The sequence below is a fragment of the Novosphingobium sp. P6W genome (assembly GCF_000876675.2).
Classification (GTDB): domain Bacteria; phylum Pseudomonadota; class Alphaproteobacteria; order Sphingomonadales; family Sphingomonadaceae; genus Novosphingobium.
Map to the genome: position 1 here is coordinate 90,261 of NZ_CP030352.1, position 14,652 is coordinate 104,912.

12 protein-coding genes are annotated in these 14,652 nt (G+C 64.4%); 4 read left to right on the forward strand and 8 right to left on the reverse strand.

All coding sequences use genetic code 11. The annotated features are described in order from the left end of the window. Window positions 1–380 precede the first annotated feature (380 nt). A complete protein-coding gene (locus TQ38_RS00460; protein ID WP_043974344.1) occupies window positions 381–1,088 on the reverse strand; it encodes a DUF1013 domain-containing protein in 708 nt (235 codons plus the stop codon). Window positions 1,089–1,259: 171 nt separating this feature from the next. Further along, window positions 1,260–2,261 carry an NAD(P)H-quinone oxidoreductase gene (locus tag TQ38_RS00465; RefSeq protein WP_043974342.1) on the reverse strand — a complete coding sequence of 334 codons (1,002 nt, stop codon included), beginning with the start codon at window positions 2,259–2,261 and terminating at the stop codon, window positions 1,260–1,262. Window positions 2,262–2,541: 280 nt separating this feature from the next. On the opposite strand from TQ38_RS00465, the gene TQ38_RS00470 reads away from it, so the two are divergent. The 4 genes from TQ38_RS00470 to TQ38_RS00485 all read left to right on the forward strand — a co-directional run bounded on the left by TQ38_RS00470 (window position 2,542) and on the right by TQ38_RS00485 (window position 7,973). Next, complete coding sequence (locus tag TQ38_RS00470; protein WP_043974340.1) at window positions 2,542–2,760, forward strand: DUF1192 domain-containing protein; 219 nt, start codon at window positions 2,542–2,544, stop codon at window positions 2,758–2,760. A 149-nt stretch (window positions 2,761–2,909) separates the two neighbouring features. Continuing rightward, complete coding sequence (gene clpA, locus TQ38_RS00475; protein WP_043974337.1) at window positions 2,910–5,288, forward strand: ATP-dependent Clp protease ATP-binding subunit ClpA; 2,379 nt, start codon at window positions 2,910–2,912, stop codon at window positions 5,286–5,288. 63 nt (window positions 5,289–5,351) lie between these two features. Further along, the gene (locus TQ38_RS00480; RefSeq protein WP_043974335.1) at window positions 5,352–6,356 is read left to right on the forward strand and encodes a ligase-associated DNA damage response exonuclease; all 1,005 of its coding nucleotides are present in this window, start codon (window positions 5,352–5,354) and stop codon (window positions 6,354–6,356) included. Between the two features lie 24 nt (window positions 6,357–6,380). Further along, a complete protein-coding gene (locus tag TQ38_RS00485; protein ID WP_043974333.1) occupies window positions 6,381–7,973 on the forward strand; it encodes a cisplatin damage response ATP-dependent DNA ligase in 1,593 nt (530 codons plus the stop codon). A 60-nt stretch (window positions 7,974–8,033) separates the two neighbouring features. On the opposite strand, the gene TQ38_RS00490 is transcribed toward TQ38_RS00485, so the two are convergent. The 6 genes from TQ38_RS00490 to TQ38_RS00515 all read right to left on the reverse strand — a co-directional run bounded on the left by TQ38_RS00490 (window position 8,034) and on the right by TQ38_RS00515 (window position 14,410). Continuing rightward, on the reverse strand, window positions 8,034–8,315 hold the full coding sequence (locus tag TQ38_RS00490) for a DUF167 domain-containing protein (RefSeq protein ID WP_043974330.1): 282 nt from the start codon (window positions 8,313–8,315) through the stop codon (window positions 8,034–8,036). Next, complete coding sequence (locus TQ38_RS00495) at window positions 8,315–8,878, reverse strand: gamma carbonic anhydrase family protein (RefSeq protein WP_043974327.1); 564 nt, start codon at window positions 8,876–8,878, stop codon at window positions 8,315–8,317. Before TQ38_RS00495 ends, TQ38_RS00490 begins: the two co-directional genes overlap by 1 nt. Further along, window positions 8,875–11,136, reverse strand: coding sequence for a spermidine synthase (locus TQ38_RS00500; RefSeq protein WP_205316050.1), 2,262 nt, complete (start codon window positions 11,134–11,136; stop codon window positions 8,875–8,877). Before TQ38_RS00500 ends, TQ38_RS00495 begins: the two co-directional genes overlap by 4 nt. An 87-nt stretch (window positions 11,137–11,223) precedes the next feature. Further along, window positions 11,224–11,793 (reverse strand): GNAT family N-acetyltransferase, encoded by a 570-nt coding sequence (locus tag TQ38_RS00505; protein WP_205316051.1) that lies wholly within the window; start codon window positions 11,791–11,793, stop codon window positions 11,224–11,226. Between the two features lies 1 nt (window position 11,794). Then, window positions 11,795–12,790, reverse strand: coding sequence for a porphobilinogen synthase (hemB, locus tag TQ38_RS00510; protein ID WP_043974320.1), 996 nt, complete (start codon window positions 12,788–12,790; stop codon window positions 11,795–11,797). 60 nt (window positions 12,791–12,850) lie between these two features. Then, on the reverse strand, window positions 12,851–14,410 hold the full coding sequence (locus tag TQ38_RS00515) for a M23 family metallopeptidase (RefSeq protein ID WP_240197918.1): 1,560 nt from the start codon (window positions 14,408–14,410) through the stop codon (window positions 12,851–12,853). Between the last annotated feature and the right edge of the window lie 242 nt (window positions 14,411–14,652).

Genomic DNA, 14,652 nt, shown 5'->3' on the forward strand with positions numbered 1-14,652 from the left:
GCGCGGCTCAACGCGCACATTGAGCGAACCGGCCAGCGGCGTTCACGCGGAAATCTGGGTGAAGAGACTCGACAGGCCGCGCCGCGCCGCCTGCGGATCGATCGCCTCGATCTGGCCAGCGCTGGCGGTTCGGGTGGCTAAGTCACCCCTTTAGACGTCCCGGTACTGCCGCCGATATATTGCACCACCGCCAGCCATTCCGGCACCGATTTCCGCAGCACACCTATGGCCGTAGGCAGAACCCCGGCGCGTCAAAGGTGACGAGCAGCAGCCTGCCCAAGTGGCGACCTGCGCCTCCGCGCCAGGATGCGTAGCGCTCCTGCGACACGGGCTTTGAGCATAGCCGGCAGATGCACGGAGCATCTGCCGGCTAAACATCTTTACTGATTGCGCTCTTCAGCCTCGGCGGCGCGCTTGGCTTCGAGCCAGGCAGCGACTTCGGCTTCCTGCGCGGCCGCGCTGGCGGCCTGGACCTGCGCCTGACGCTCTGCACGAAGTTCCTCGATCAAGGCCTCGCGGTCGTCCGTCAGACGCTCGTTGGTCAGGTTCTCGTCTTCCTGGATGCCAGCCTTCTTGGCTGCCTTGGCAACCAAGGCGTCCAGTTCGCGCTGCGAGCACAGACCCAGCGTTACCGGGTCCTTTGGCGTGATGTTGTTGATGTTCCAGTGCGAACGGTCGCGAATCGCCGCGATCGTGTTGCGCGTGGTGCCGATCAGCTTGCCGATCTGCGCGTCCGAAACCTCGGCGTGGTTGCGCAGTATCCACGCGATACCGTCCGGCTTGTCCTGACGCTTGGATACCGGAGTGTAGCGCGGACCCTTGGTACGGCTCGCGGTTACCGGCACCTTGTGCATGCGCAGCTTGTATTCGGGGTTGGCCTGCCCCTTTTCGATCTCTTCCATCGTCAGCTCACCAGAGCGAACAGGGTCGCGTCCGGTGTACTTGCTGGAGGCCAGATCGTCGGCCATGGCCTGGACTTCAAGCATGTGGAGACCGCAGAACTCTGCAATCTGCTCAAAAGTCAAAGAAGTGATGTCGACCAACCACGAGGCGGTTGCGTGCGGCATCAGCGGAGTGGGCTGGCTCATGTCTCTATCCCCGGCGGAAACAATAAGGGCCACCCCTTCGGAGTGGCCGTACTATGCCGATTTAGGGAAATTTTGCGCAATGGGCAAGCGAAAGCCTAGGTTTTTTGCAGGATAGCGCCTGACGTTCCACGTGGAACGGGCCAGCGGACTCCCCGCCCGCCCTGACGCAGTTCAAACCTCCAGCACGATTTTGCCGATATGGTCGCCCGCTTCCATCCTTGCGTGAGCCGCCGCAGCCTCCGCCAAGGGGAAGCGCGTGTCCATTACCGGGCGCAGCAAGCCCTCCTCCACCAAGGGCCAGGCACATTCGACGATTTCCTGCGCGAGCAGCGTCTTGAAATCGTCTGAGCGCGGCCGCAGCGTCGACCCGGTAAGCGTGTAGCGGCGGCTCATGACGACAGCCATGTTGATCTCTGTCTTCGCCCCGCCCTGCACCGCGATGGTGACGTGGCGCCCGTCCGGCGCCAGGCATTTGAGGTTGCGCGGAACATAGCTGCCCGCGACCATGTCGAGCACGAGATCGACCCCCTTGCCGCCGGTGATACGCGATACTTCCTCGACGAAATCGTTCGCCTTGTAGTCGATCGCATGAGTAGCGCCGATCTTCAGTGCGGCCTCGCACTTTTCAGCCGAACCGCAGGTGACGATTACCGTCAACCCGAAATGACGGCCCAGCATCGCCGCCATCGTGCCGATACCGCTGGTGCCGCCGTGGACCAGCAGTGTCTCGCCCTCACGCGCATGGCCGCGCTCGAAAACGTTGTGCCAGACGGTGAACAGCGTTTCGGGCAGCGCCGCCGCCTCGTCCATTTCAAGGCCTTCGGGCACCGCCAGGCAGTGCCCGGCCTTGGCCAGGCAATACTGCGCATACCCCCCGCCGGAAACGAGCGCGCAGACCTGCTGGCCGGGAATGAATTCGGTCACCCCATCGCCCAGAGCGGCGACCGTGCCGGAAATCTCCAGCCCCGGAATCGGCGAGGCCCCCGGCGGCGGCGGATAATTGCCCGTCCGCTGTACCACGTCGGGCCGGTTCACCCCGGCAAACGCCACCCGTACCAGCACTTCGCCGGGGCCGGGCTTCGGAACAGGAACGATTTCGGGACGGAGAACTTCGGGGCCGCCAGGCGAATCGTAGCCAACGGCGGTCATCACGACAGGAAGGTCAGCTAACATGAACTTCCCTGTGCCACAGGATGCAGGGAATGGGGAACAGGAAAACACCGGGCCGAAAGCGGATATTCATCCCGGTGGAGGTTGGGACGACTGGCCATCATGTTGAACCCAGGTGTACTCGAGGGTAGTGAGCAACGGCGCGCCAAGGCCATCACAGCCCAAGCCTTCGCCGAGATGACGACCAGGTGTCAGCGATAGCGCGGGCCTTATTTCCCCAACATCCACAGCCAAGCCAACGCCCCATTGACAGTATCCCGTTCCAGTCCGATGCTGCATTGCAATGGACGAAGACGACCGACCTCTGCGGCGGTCTTCCGAGGGCGACTTCGGAGCCGCCAGCCGCCTCGCCGGTGAAAGCCTGGAACGGTATTCGCTTGACGAACTCGATGCCCGGGTCGTCCTGCTCGAAGCTGAAATCGAACGCATCCGCGCGCACAAGGCCGCATCCTCGGCTCACCGGCTTGCGGCCGATGCCCTGTTCAGGCCGCGATCATCTTGATCGGCGCAGCCTCCCTTTTCCGCCCCCGTGTACAGGCACTGCACGGACAACCTCGCAACCCTCCTGATCGTCCCTATATCGATCCCGAAACCTCTCACCGCCAAACTCCCTTGTACGGAGAGTCGTCCCTCACAATGAAGGTCGCATAAATGCCAAGTTTCGCGCAAAGCCTTGAAAAGACCCTGCACTCGGCTCTGTCTCACGCGTCTGAGCGGAGCCACGAGTATGCGACGCTCGAGCACCTGCTGCTCGCGCTGATCGACGATACGGACGCGGCCCAGGTCATGCAGGCTTGCGGCGTGGACCTTGGCGACCTGGGCGACGTGGTGCGCCAGTATCTGGACCAGGAATACCAGTCGCTCAAGACCGAGGAAAAGGGCGATCCCGCCCCCACCGCCGGCTTCCAGCGGGTGATCCAGCGCGCCATCCTGCACGTCCAGTCGTCTGGCAAGGACACCGTGACCGGCGCCAATGTGTTGGTCGCCCTGTTCTCCGAGCGTGACAGCTATGCCGTATATTTCCTGCAGCAGCAGGACATGAGCCGCCTCGACGCCGTCAGCTACATCAGCCACGGCATTGGCAAGGGCGGCAAGCGCATCGAAGATCGCAGCCCCAAGGGCGCGGCCGACGACAGCACCCCCACGCCCGAGGACAAGAACGAATCCAAGCCGGCCGCCGGAAACAAAAAGGATTCCGCGCTCGACCAGTTTACCGTCAACCTCAATGAGAAGGCGCTCAAGGGCAAGGTCGACCCGTTGATCGGCCGCGGCCCCGAAGTGGACCGCACGATCCAGATCCTGTGCCGCCGCTCCAAGAACAACCCGCTTTACGTGGGCGATCCGGGCGTGGGCAAGACCGCGATTGCGGAAGGCCTAGCGCGCAAGATCGTCGAGGGCGAAGTGCCCGAAGTCCTAACCGAAGCGGTGATCTACTCGCTCGATATGGGCAGCCTGCTGGCCGGAACCCGTTATCGCGGTGATTTCGAGGAACGCCTCAAGCAGGTCGTCTCGGAACTTGAAAAGATGCCGCATGCGGTCTTGTTCATCGACGAGATCCACACCGTGATCGGTGCGGGCGCCACCAGCGGCGGCGCGATGGACGCATCGAACCTGCTCAAGCCGGCTCTGTCGGGCGGCACGATCCGTTGCATCGGCTCGACCACCTATAAGGAGTTCCGCAACCACTTCGAAAAGGACCGCGCCCTGCTGCGCCGGTTCCAGAAGATCGACGTGAACGAGCCGACGATCGAGGACACCATCAAGATCCTCAAGGGTCTGCGCACCGCGTTCGAGGAACACCACAAGGTCAAGTACACCCCCGACGCCATCAAGACGGCGGTGGAGCTTTCAGCCCGCTACATCAACGACCGCAAGCTGCCTGACAAGGCGATCGACGTGATCGACGAAGTCGGCGCCATGCAGATGCTGGTTCCGCCCAGCCGCCGCAAGAAGACCATCACCGCGCGTGAGATCGAGCAGGTCATCGCGACGATGGCGCGCATCCCGCCCAAGTCGGTCAGCTCCGACGACAAGAAGGCGCTCGGCACGCTTGAGCGTGATCTCAAGCGCGTCGTCTTCGGGCAGGACAAGGCGATCGAGCTGGTCTCCACCGCGATGAAGCTCAGCCGCGCAGGCTTGCGCGATCCGGAAAAGCCCATCGGCTCGTTCCTGTTCTCCGGCCCCACCGGCGTCGGCAAGACCGAAGTTGCCAAACAGTTGGCGCAGGTCATGGGCATTCCGATGCAGCGCTTCGACATGTCCGAATACATGGAGCGCCACTCGGTCAGCCGCCTGATCGGCGCGCCTCCGGGCTATGTCGGCTTCGACCAGGGCGGCTTGCTCACCGATGCCATCGACCAGCAGCCGCACTGCGTCCTGCTGCTCGACGAAATCGAGAAGGCCCACGCCGACTTGTTCAACATCCTCCTGCAGGTGATGGATAACGGCCGCCTGACCGACCACCACGGCAAAACCGTCGATTTCCGCAACGTGGTCCTCATCATGACCACCAATGCGGGCGCTTCGGACATGGCGAAGGTCGGCATCGGGTTCGGCGATGTGTCCAAGCAGGACGCCGGCGAGGAAGCGGTGAAGCAGCTCTTCACGCCGGAATTCCGCAACCGCCTCGATGCGATCATCCCCTTCGCCTATCTCGCCAAGGATACGATCAGCCGGGTCGTGGACAAGTTCATCCTCCAGCTGGAACTCCAGCTGGCCGACCAGAACGTCCACATCCAGTTCGATTCGACTGCTCGCGAATGGCTGGGCGATCGCGGCTACGACAAGCTCTACGGCGCCCGCCCGATGGCCCGCGTCATTCAGGAGAAGGTCAAACAGCCGCTTGCCGAGGAACTTCTGTTCGGCAAACTGGCCCACGGCGGCGAGGTCCACGTTTCGGTCAAGGAAGACGCGCTCAACTTCGAGCTGACGCCCTCCCCGCCCAAGGTGACCAAGGCCAAGAAGAAGGCGCCGGTCAAGCGGACGGCCAAGAAGCCCGGTATCCAGCCGGAAACCAGCTCCGACGATTGACCGCCATAAACAAGCAATAATGATGGGGTGGGAACCGCAGGGTTTCCGCCCCATTTCCTTTTCATGGCCCGCGAATTTTCCTGGATCAGACCCGAACCTTGGGGCATTCACGTCGTCCCTGCAGACTGCTGGATCGATCCTGCGCGTCCCATCGACCGGGCGCTGGTAACCCACGGCCACGCCGACCACGCGCGCGGCGGCCACGGCGCAACTTTCGCCACCCCCGCCACCCTCGCCATCATGAAACTGCGCTACGCCACTGAAGAAGGCGCCGTCCCCGTCCCCTACGGAGAGCGAATCGCATTACCCGGAGGTGTCCACGCCACATGGCTTCCCGCTGGCCACGTTCTCGGCTCCGCGCAGATCCTGCTCGAACACGCAGGCGAGCGCATCGTCGTCACTGGCGACTTCAAGCGCCGCCCCGACCCGACCTGCCCGCCGTTCGAAGTTACCCCCTGCGACGTCCTCGTCACCGAGGCGACCTTCGGCCTCCCCGTATTCCGCCATCCGCCTGTGGAGCAAGAGGTAGGCAAACTGCTGCACGCTCTCGCCGCCAATCCGCAGCGCTGCGTGCTGGTGGGCGCCTATGCCTTGGGGAAAGCCCAGCGCCTGATCGCCGAGCTGCGCCGCGCCGGGCACCGCGATACGATCTGGCTCCACGGCGCAATGGAACGCATGTGCCGCCTCTACGAGGAATGGGGCATCGATCTGGGCGACCTGCGGCTCGTCTCGGACGCCGGCAAGGAGGAACTCCTCGGCAGCGTGGTCCTTGCCCCGCCCTCGGCCCTGAACGACCGCTGGAGCCGCCGCCTGCCGGACCCGATCACCGCGATGGCCTCTGGCTGGATGCAGGTTCGGCAAAGAGCGCGGCAGCGGATGGTCGAACTCCCGCTCGTCATCTCCGATCATGCGGACTGGGACGAACTTACGCAAACGGTGGTGGACGTAAACCCGGCCGAGACATGGATCACGCACGGGCGCGAAGAAGCGATGTTGCGGTGGTGCGAGTTGAACCAGCGGAAGGCTCGGGCTCTGGCGCTCGTGGGGTATGAGGATGAAGATGATTGAGGCCCGGGGCCACCGGCCCTTCTGATGGAAAAGTTTGCCGCCCTTCTGGACGCGCTGGTCTACACCCGCAGCCGCAACGCCAAGCTAAAACTCCTGGCCGATTACTTGCGCGAAACGCCCGACCCGGATCGAGGCTGGGCGCTTGCCGCGCTGACTGACGGGCTGGACTTCCCGGCGGTAAAGAGCGCGACGATCCGCAACCTCCTGACCGAACGCATCGACCCGGTCCTGTGGACCCTGAGCCGCGAATACGTCGGCGATTCGGCTGAGACTGCCAGCCTGCTTTGGCCTGAACCCGCAGAAGCGCCCTCCCCGCCCACGGTGTCCGAGGCCGTGGACGCGCTGTCACGCATGACGCGGGCCAACGTCATGACCGACCTGCCCCGGCTGCTTGACCGGCTCGACGCGAACGGGCGTTATGCCCTGCTCAAGCTGGCTACCGGAGCGATGCGGATCGGCATTTCGGCGCGGCTCGCCAAGACAGCCTTCGCGCAGGCTTTCAGCGTCGCGGTTGAGGATGTGGAGGAGCATTGGCACGGGCAGGCCCCGCCCTATGCCCCGCTGTTCGACTGGGCAGCGCACGGAGCGGAGCCGCCCAGCTCTGAAAACCTGCCGCTGTTCCGGCCCTTCATGCTCGCCCACGGGTTGGAGGACAGCGAGGTCGATCTGGCGGACTATGCGGCGGAATGGAAGTGGGACGGCATCCGGGTGCAGGTGGTCCACGCAGGCGGCGAAACCCGCGTCTATTCCCGCTCGGGCGACGACATATCCGCCACCTTCCCCGAGATTGCCGAGGCACTGGCGATCGATGCGGTGCTGGACGGTGAACTGCTGGTGCGCGGCGCACATCAAGGCGGAGAGGCAGGCGGTGCGGCAAGTTTCAACGCGCTGCAACAGCGGCTTGGCCGCAAGACGGTCAGCAAGAAAATGCGGGAGGAATTTCCCGCATTCGTAAGACTTTACGATGCTTTGATCATCGAGGGAGAAGACCTGCGTACTTTGCCTTGGACAAAGCGCCGGGGCTCTTTGGAGGGATTACTGCCCCGGCTCGATCCACAACGCTTTGATATCAGCGGAGTGATCCCGGCGGCGGACTTTACCGAACTCTCCGCCATTCGCGAGCGCGCGCGGGACGATGCCATCGAAGGGGTCATGCTCAAGCGGCGCGACAGCCCTTATGTGGCCGGGCGCAAAGCCGGGCTCTGGTACAAGTGGAAGCGTGATCCGTTGCTGATCGACTGCGTGCTGATGTATGCCCAGCGCGGGTCGGGGAAGCGCAGTTCGTTCTATTCGGACTACACGTTCGGCTGCTGGGACGGCGATCCCGATGCAGGGGCGGAACTGCTGCCGGTGGGCAAGGCCTATTTCGGCTTCACCGACGAGGAGCTGAAATGGCTCGACCGCTACGTGCGTAATCACACCGTGAACCGCTTCGGCCCGGTGCGCGAAACCGACCGATCGCTGGTGTTCGAGGTAGCCTTCGATTCGGTCCATTCGAGCAAGCGCCACAAGTCTGGCGTTGCCATGCGCTTTCCCCGCATCAGCCGCATCCGCGCCGACAAGCCCGCCCACGAGGCAGACCGGATTGAGGCCCTTCGCGGCCTGATCCGCGATTGAACGCGATCAAGTTCCACGTGAAACTTTTGGGATTGGAAGGATGCTGAAGCCGCCGCGCTGTTAAAGCGAAATCCTGAACTGCTTCTCGCGCGACGTCGCCCCGCGTAGCAGTTCGAGCCTCGACGGTGCCAATTCCAGCGCACGGGCCAGCAAATCGCGCACAGCGTCATTCGCCTTGCCGTCCTCCGGCTTAGCCCGGACTTTCACGAGCACACGGCCGTCCGCAATTTCCAGCGCTTCGAATTTCGCGCCGGGCGTTACGCGCAGAGCCAGGCGCCCTTCCTTATCGATGAGAGCGCGCAAGGCGTCGGCCGACGGCAATTCAGCCTTCGGCCGCGCCATCAGCCTTTCAGCCCAAGCGCCTCGGCATGCATCCGTCCGTTGATGACATAGCCCTTCACGCCGGCCTGGTTCGCGGCGACCGCTGAATCGTCAAGGTCGCGCAGGTACTTGGCAGGACGGCCCATCCAAAGCTGCCGCGCGCCGATGCGCTTGCCGGTAAGCTGCGCCCCTGCGGCAAGCATGCCGTCCGATTCGATGTAGCTGCCGTCCATCACGATCGCGCCAAGTCCGACGAACGCCCGGTCCTCCAGCGTACAGCCATGGATCATCGCCAGATGACCAATCAGCACGTCATCACCGATAATGGTGGGGAAACCGTCCGGGTTCGACGGCTTGGGACTGTCGCAGTGGACGACGGTGCCGTCCTGGATGTTGGCACGAGCGCCGATCACCACGCGGTGAACGTCGGCACGGATCACACAGTTGTACCAGATGCTGGCGTCAGGCCCGATCTCGACATTGCCGATGATCCGGCAGCCCGGCGCGATGAACGCGCTGGAGTGGATCCTCGGCGCCTTGCCATTGATTGCGGCCAGGGTGATGTCGGTGCGGGTCAGGGTCATGGGTTTCCTGTCAGATTTTCCCAGCGAACGTGCGGAAGGATGGACGCATGATCGTCCGTCCAAGGCTCCGCCGCCCGTTCTTCAAGCCTCTTCCATGGAGTATCGGGGTGCACGCGCGCAAGGGCGTTAAGCAGGCCCGCATCGCGCGACAAAGCGATCCAGCGCGACGGAGTGTAACCGGCGCCGTCCTTGGGGATATCGAGCCGCGACAGCGCGGAAAGCCCGCTGTCCTGCGCCGTGGTGCCAATCACCGGCGCCAGATCTATGTAGCGGTTGGAGATGTGCAGCAGCAGCAGCCCACGCGGTGCCAGCGACCGCAGGTATACCTGCATCGCTTCACGCGTGAGCAAGTGCATCGGGATCGCATCCGAGGAAAAGGCGTCGATCACCAGGACGTCGAATATGGCCGGCGAAAGCTCCCCCAGTTCGAGCCGCGCATCGCCGATAATTACCCGCGCATTCGGCGTACAATCGCGAAGGAAGGTGAAACGGCCGCTGGTGGAGAATTGCAGCATTACCGGGTCGATCTCGAAAAACGTCCAGCTTTGCCCCGGCCGCGCACGGCAGGCGAGCGAGCCGGTGCCCAGGCCCACCACGCCGATCCGCGCATGCGGACCTTTGATGGCCGGCACTGCACTGAGCGCCAGCCCCACGCCCGATGTCGGTCCGTAGTAGGTCAGAGCCTCGTGCGAGCGGGCAGGATCCAGCGACTGCTCGCCGTGCAGCGTCGTACCGTGGGCCAGGGTCCGCATCTTTTCTTCAGAATTATCGCGGACGGTATAGATACCGAAATAGCTGCGGGTACGTTCGCCATCGATGGTCGAGCGGATCGTCCAGATACCGCCCTGCCCCATCATCGCAATCAGCAAGACTGCCACGAAAGCACCGCGCCACGCCATGACCATGATCCCGATGCCCATCAGGAAAACGGAAAGCAGCAGCGCCGCAAGCGCACCGCCTGGCTCCAGGAGATTGCTGCCGATCCACCACGCAAGGAGCAGCGCCAGGGTGAGCAGCACCATAAGCACGACGCGGGCGATGCCCGGCTCGATGCCATCGCGTTCACGCCAGCCCAGCAGGGGCCGTAGCGGAATGAGAGCGGCAGCCGCCAGGACGAGCAGGGGATGCTCCCAGGCCCAGTCGAACATCAACGGCGCCAAAAGAGCCGTGAACAGGCCGCCAACGGCGCCGCCCGCCGACATCGTCAGATAAAAACGGGTGAGATGGGCAGTGCCGGGCCGCAGGTCGTAAAGGCGGCCGTGCAGCGCTGCAGCCACGCAGAACAGCAGCAGGCAGGTGCCTCCCACCATCCACAGCGTGCCGGAGCCGTTCGACATCATCGCGTAGCCGCCGGCAAAAAGCACCACCACCGGCGTCACGCGGCTGATCGCTGTCACCGCGCCGCGCCGGTCCGAGAATGCGATCACGAAGCTGAGGAGATAGAGGCCGAGCGGGATCACCCAGAGCAGCGGCATCGCGAAAATGTCGGTGGTAAGGTGAGTCGTCGTCGACAGCATGAGGCCGGACGGCACCGCAGACAGCGCCAGCCATAGCGTGACGGTACGCCAACCGATCGGCGCCTCTGCGCCTGTGTCGGCAGCGGCGGCGGCGACCGCTTCGGAAAGGCGCCGCCGAGCCAGCGCAGCGGCAACGACGAGCGCGATCAGCACCCCGAAACCGGCGGTCCACGCCAGGCTTTGCTGGCGCAGGGTCAGCAGCGGTTCGGCCAGCAGCGGATAGGCGAGCAGCCCCGCGAAACTGCCGAGGTTCGATGCTGCATAAAGCGCCCAAGGCGCGCCTGACTGCGGATCGGCGGCGAACCAGCGCTGCATCAGCGGGGCCTGCGCGGAAACGACGAAGAACACCGGCCCGATGCTCAGCCCCAGCAGCAGCGGGACCCACAGCGCTTCGGAAAGGCCCGCGATCGGCGCCAGCGAGACCAGTCCCACCGGCAAGGTCAGCCCGGCAAGGACCAATAGCGCGACATGGATAATCGCCTGCTTGCGCAGCGGCAACCGGCCCAGCAGGTGCGCATAGGCATAACCGGCCAGCAGCAGCGCCTGATAGACCAGCATCGCGCTGTTCCATACATTGGGCGCGCCGCCCAGACGAGGCAGCGCCATGCGCGCGACCATTGGCTGTACAAGAAACAGCAGGAAGCTGCCGACCAGAATCGTGGCGACGAACAATCCGCGCTGCCCACCGGCGACTTTGCCGATCGACGCCGGACCGGCGAATTCTTGAACGCTCTCAGTCATTTTCGAATTCAGCCCCCGTGCCGATTTGCAGGGTAACTACTTGCCGAACATGCTCAAGAACAGACTAATGGCCATCCGGAACGCAGATTATTTCAGCTGTTTGCGCCAGTCTTTCGCAGAGATCGAATGAACGATGGTATTGCCCATGGGCGGGTCAAAGCGCGTGTCGACGAAATCGAGATCCTCGCGGCGGACCATGCCGAGGCGGGCCATCAGGCCCCAACTCGCCGTGTTCTCGATATTAGTGATGGCGAAAATTTCCGCCGCGCCGAAGCGGTCGAACCCGGCATCGAGCGATGCGGCGGCAGCTTCCTTCGCATAGCCCTGCCCCCAGGCGTCATCGCGCATACGCCAGCCGATTTCCATCTCACCGGGGAAGGCGGCGCCGGCGGCGTCGATCACCTTCAAGCCGCAGAAACCCAGCAGCGCGCCTGAAAGATGCCCGCCGTCGGCCTTGCGCTCCACGATCCAGAAGGTGTGGCCCAGCCGCTCCTGAAAGCCGAGGACGCGTTCCTCGAACAGCGCGAGTTTGTCCGCATCCATCACCCCGCCCAGCCAGCGCATGACGGACGGGGTATTGGTGACCTGCGTAAAGAGGTCGATATCGCCCGCTCTCCAGTCGCGCAGGACCAGCCGCGATGTTTCCACGTGAAACATCTCAGCCAATCAGCAGGCGCGCAGCATGGGCAGCGTGATAGGTCAGCACGCCGGAGCAGCCCGCACGCTTGAAGGCGAGCAGCGTTTCCAGCACCATCGCGTCACGATCGGCCGCGCCGGCGGCGACGGCATGCTCGATCATCGCGTATTCGCCCGAGACCTGATAGGCGAAGACCGGCACCTCGAAGCGCTCCTTCACGCGGCGCACGATGTCGAGGTAAGGCAGGCCCGGCTTCACCATGACCGTGTCCGCGCCTTCGGCAAGGTCCATCGCCACTTCGCGCAGAGCTTCCTCGGTGTTGCCGGGGTCCATCTGGTAGCTTTTCTTGTCGCCCTTGAGCAGCCCGCGCGAGCCGACGGCATCGCGAAATGGACCATAAAAGGCCGAGGCATATTTGGCCGCGTAGCTCATGATCTGGACGTTGATGTGGCCGGCGTCTTCCAGTGCATCGCGGATCGCGCCGATACGGCCGTCCATCATGTCGGACGGGGCGATGATGTCCGCGCCCGCATTCGCCTGGTTGAGCGACTGGCCCACAAGTGCTTCCACCGTTTCGTCGTTGAGGACATAGCCCGCATCGTCGATCAACCCGTCCTGCCCGTGGCTGGTATAGGGATCGAGCGCGACGTCGGTGAGCAGGCCGATCCTGTCGCCCAGCGCATCGCGCACGCCGCGGATCGCTCGGCACATCAGATTGTCGGGATTGAGCGCCTCGGCGCCGTCCTCGCTGCGGCGTTCGGGCTGGGTGTGGGGGAACAGCGCGAGGCACGGGATGCCAAGCTCCACCGCTTCCTTCGCCCGCGCGACGATGCCGTCGACCGACCAGCGCGAAACGCCGGGCAGCGAGGCGATCGGATCTTCCACGCCCTCGCCCTCAGTGACGAACAGGGGCCAGATCAGATCGGCCGGAGTCAGCAAGGTTTCGCGGTGGAGAGCGCGGCTCCAGGCGGTGGCGCGCACGCGGCGCAGGCGGGTGTGGGGATATGTGCCGGTCATGCGCGGCTGCTTGCCGCAAAAAACCCTCGCGTTCAATCGCGCGAGGGTTGCGAAGGTCGCCTAGGCGCCGCTGCCGGGCGCAAGTTTGTCGATCTCGCGCTGGTCTTGCGTGACCTCGCTTTGCGCAGAAGCCACGGCACCAAGCGCGGCGCCGGGCGCAACATCGAGCACAGCCCGCAACCTCGCCATGAAGGCGTCGCGCTCCTTGCCGTCGATCTGCGAGCGCGAGACGATGGCGATGCCGGACGGGTTGATAGTGCGCCCGCCGCGATAGGCCTCGAAGTGGAGGTGCGGCCCGGTGGAAAGCCCGGTCGAGCCGACATAGCCGATCACCTGCCCTGCCCGCACGCGGCTGCCATTGGCCACCGCGATGCGGCTCATGTGCCCGTATCCGGTGTCCAGCCCGCCGCCGTGCTGAAGGCGGACGTAGTTGCCGTGGCCCCCGTGGCGCCCGGCGAAGCTCACCGTGCCATCTGCCACCGCGTAGATCGGCGAGCCATAGGGTGCGCCGAAGTCGATGCCTGCGTGCATCCGCACATAGCCCAGGATCGGGTGCCTGCGCGCGCCGTAGGGCGATGTGATCCGTCCGCCCGCAACCGGCTGTCCGATCTGGACACTGCGCGCCTGGCCAACCGCACCGGCAGAGAACATCTCGCCGTCCTTGCCCCAGCGCAGCAGTTGCAGGCGCGGTTTTCCGGCACGTTCGACCCCGGCGTAAAGGAGATCGCCCGCCTGCCGCTCGCCCTTGGCCGAGCGCTTGTAGGCGACGACGAAGTCGAACTGGTCGTTCGCGTTCAGGTCGCTTTCAAAGCTGAGATACTTGTCCACTGCACGCAGGTACGACTGGATCGCCGCAACCGGCGCCCCGGCATTGCGCGCCGAGCGATAAAGGCTGGAGCCAACCGTTCCGCGAATGCGCAGCGGAGTCTCATCCACGCGGATCGGGCGGCGCACCAGCGCCAGCCCGCCTCCACTGCGTTCTATCGACAGGTCGAGATCGAAACGAGCACGGAAATCGAGCGAATCGAGAACGCGCGCCGCTCCCGCCGCCGGACGTTTGCCCAAGGTTATGTCGAATTGCGTGCCCGAGGCGATGTCACCCACCGGCACCGCCTGCCCGACGAGCAGCGAGACACGCGCAATATCACCGTCGCCCAGCCCCGCGCGTTCCAGCATCCGTCCAAGATTGTCGCCCTGCCCCAGCGTGGAGACTAGCTGGATCGCGGGCCGTTCGGGAACGCTGGCAAGGGGACGCACCAGCGGCGTTGCGCCCATATGGCGGCCGCTATCGGCGCCCAGCGCCAGCGGTGCGATCGACTGGCTGCGGAACTCATCGCGCTCCCGGGCCTGGAGCGGCATCGCGGTGGCTGCCTCCACGGCCGAAAAGTCAGGGCTCAGGGCAATCGCGGCAGCGCTGAGGCCCAGCAGCGTGGCAAGGCCGCGCAGCCATGTTCGGCTGCCGATATCGTTAGCCAGGTCGGGGGCGAGGTCCGCACCCGCGCACCATGTTTCCACCGCCTCGCGGTACTGCGCAAGACGGCCAAGCGGCAGCGGCGGCGCTTGTATCGGTTCCGCAGGCGCAGGCCGTACACGATTGAAAGGTGCAGGGAATGCGAGCACGACTGACGCCTCGCGCGCTTTAGCGGCGGGTGCCTGGGCACGCATGAACGGAGCCGCAAGCGCGCCCTCGTCACCATCCTGAACGTCTGCCCGATCGCCGCTTTCTTGCTTGCGCTCGTGCTTAAGCGGCCTGAACAAAATGCCCGGTCCCTAGCAATCACGGGGAAGATCCCCGGCAACCCAACTGCGGGTCTCTTATTAAATCCCTTGCCCTTACAAGGTTAAGACCCGCCTAAGATTGT

Coding starts and splice junctions, on each gene's coding strand:
- TQ38_RS00460 (WP_043974344.1), bottom strand. CDS start 1,088: ATGAGCCAGCCCACTCCGCTGATGCCGCACGCAACCGCCTCGTGGTTG.
- TQ38_RS00465 (WP_043974342.1), bottom strand. CDS start 2,261: ATGTTAGCTGACCTTCCTGTCGTGATGACCGCCGTTGGCTACGATTCG.
- TQ38_RS00470 (WP_043974340.1), top strand. CDS start 2,542: ATGGACGAAGACGACCGACCTCTGCGGCGGTCTTCCGAGGGCGACTTC.
- clpA (WP_043974337.1), top strand. CDS start 2,910: ATGCCAAGTTTCGCGCAAAGCCTTGAAAAGACCCTGCACTCGGCTCTG.
- TQ38_RS00480 (WP_043974335.1), top strand. CDS start 5,352: ATGGCCCGCGAATTTTCCTGGATCAGACCCGAACCTTGGGGCATTCAC.
- TQ38_RS00485 (WP_043974333.1), top strand. CDS start 6,381: ATGGAAAAGTTTGCCGCCCTTCTGGACGCGCTGGTCTACACCCGCAGC.
- TQ38_RS00490 (WP_043974330.1), bottom strand. CDS start 8,315: ATGGCGCGGCCGAAGGCTGAATTGCCGTCGGCCGACGCCTTGCGCGCT.
- TQ38_RS00495 (WP_043974327.1), bottom strand. CDS start 8,878: ATGACCCTGACCCGCACCGACATCACCCTGGCCGCAATCAATGGCAAG.
- TQ38_RS00500 (WP_205316050.1), bottom strand. CDS start 11,136: ATGACTGAGAGCGTTCAAGAATTCGCCGGTCCGGCGTCGATCGGCAAA.
- TQ38_RS00505 (WP_205316051.1), bottom strand. CDS start 11,793: ATGTTTCACGTGGAAACATCGCGGCTGGTCCTGCGCGACTGGAGAGCG.
- hemB (WP_043974320.1), bottom strand. CDS start 12,790: ATGACCGGCACATATCCCCACACCCGCCTGCGCCGCGTGCGCGCCACC.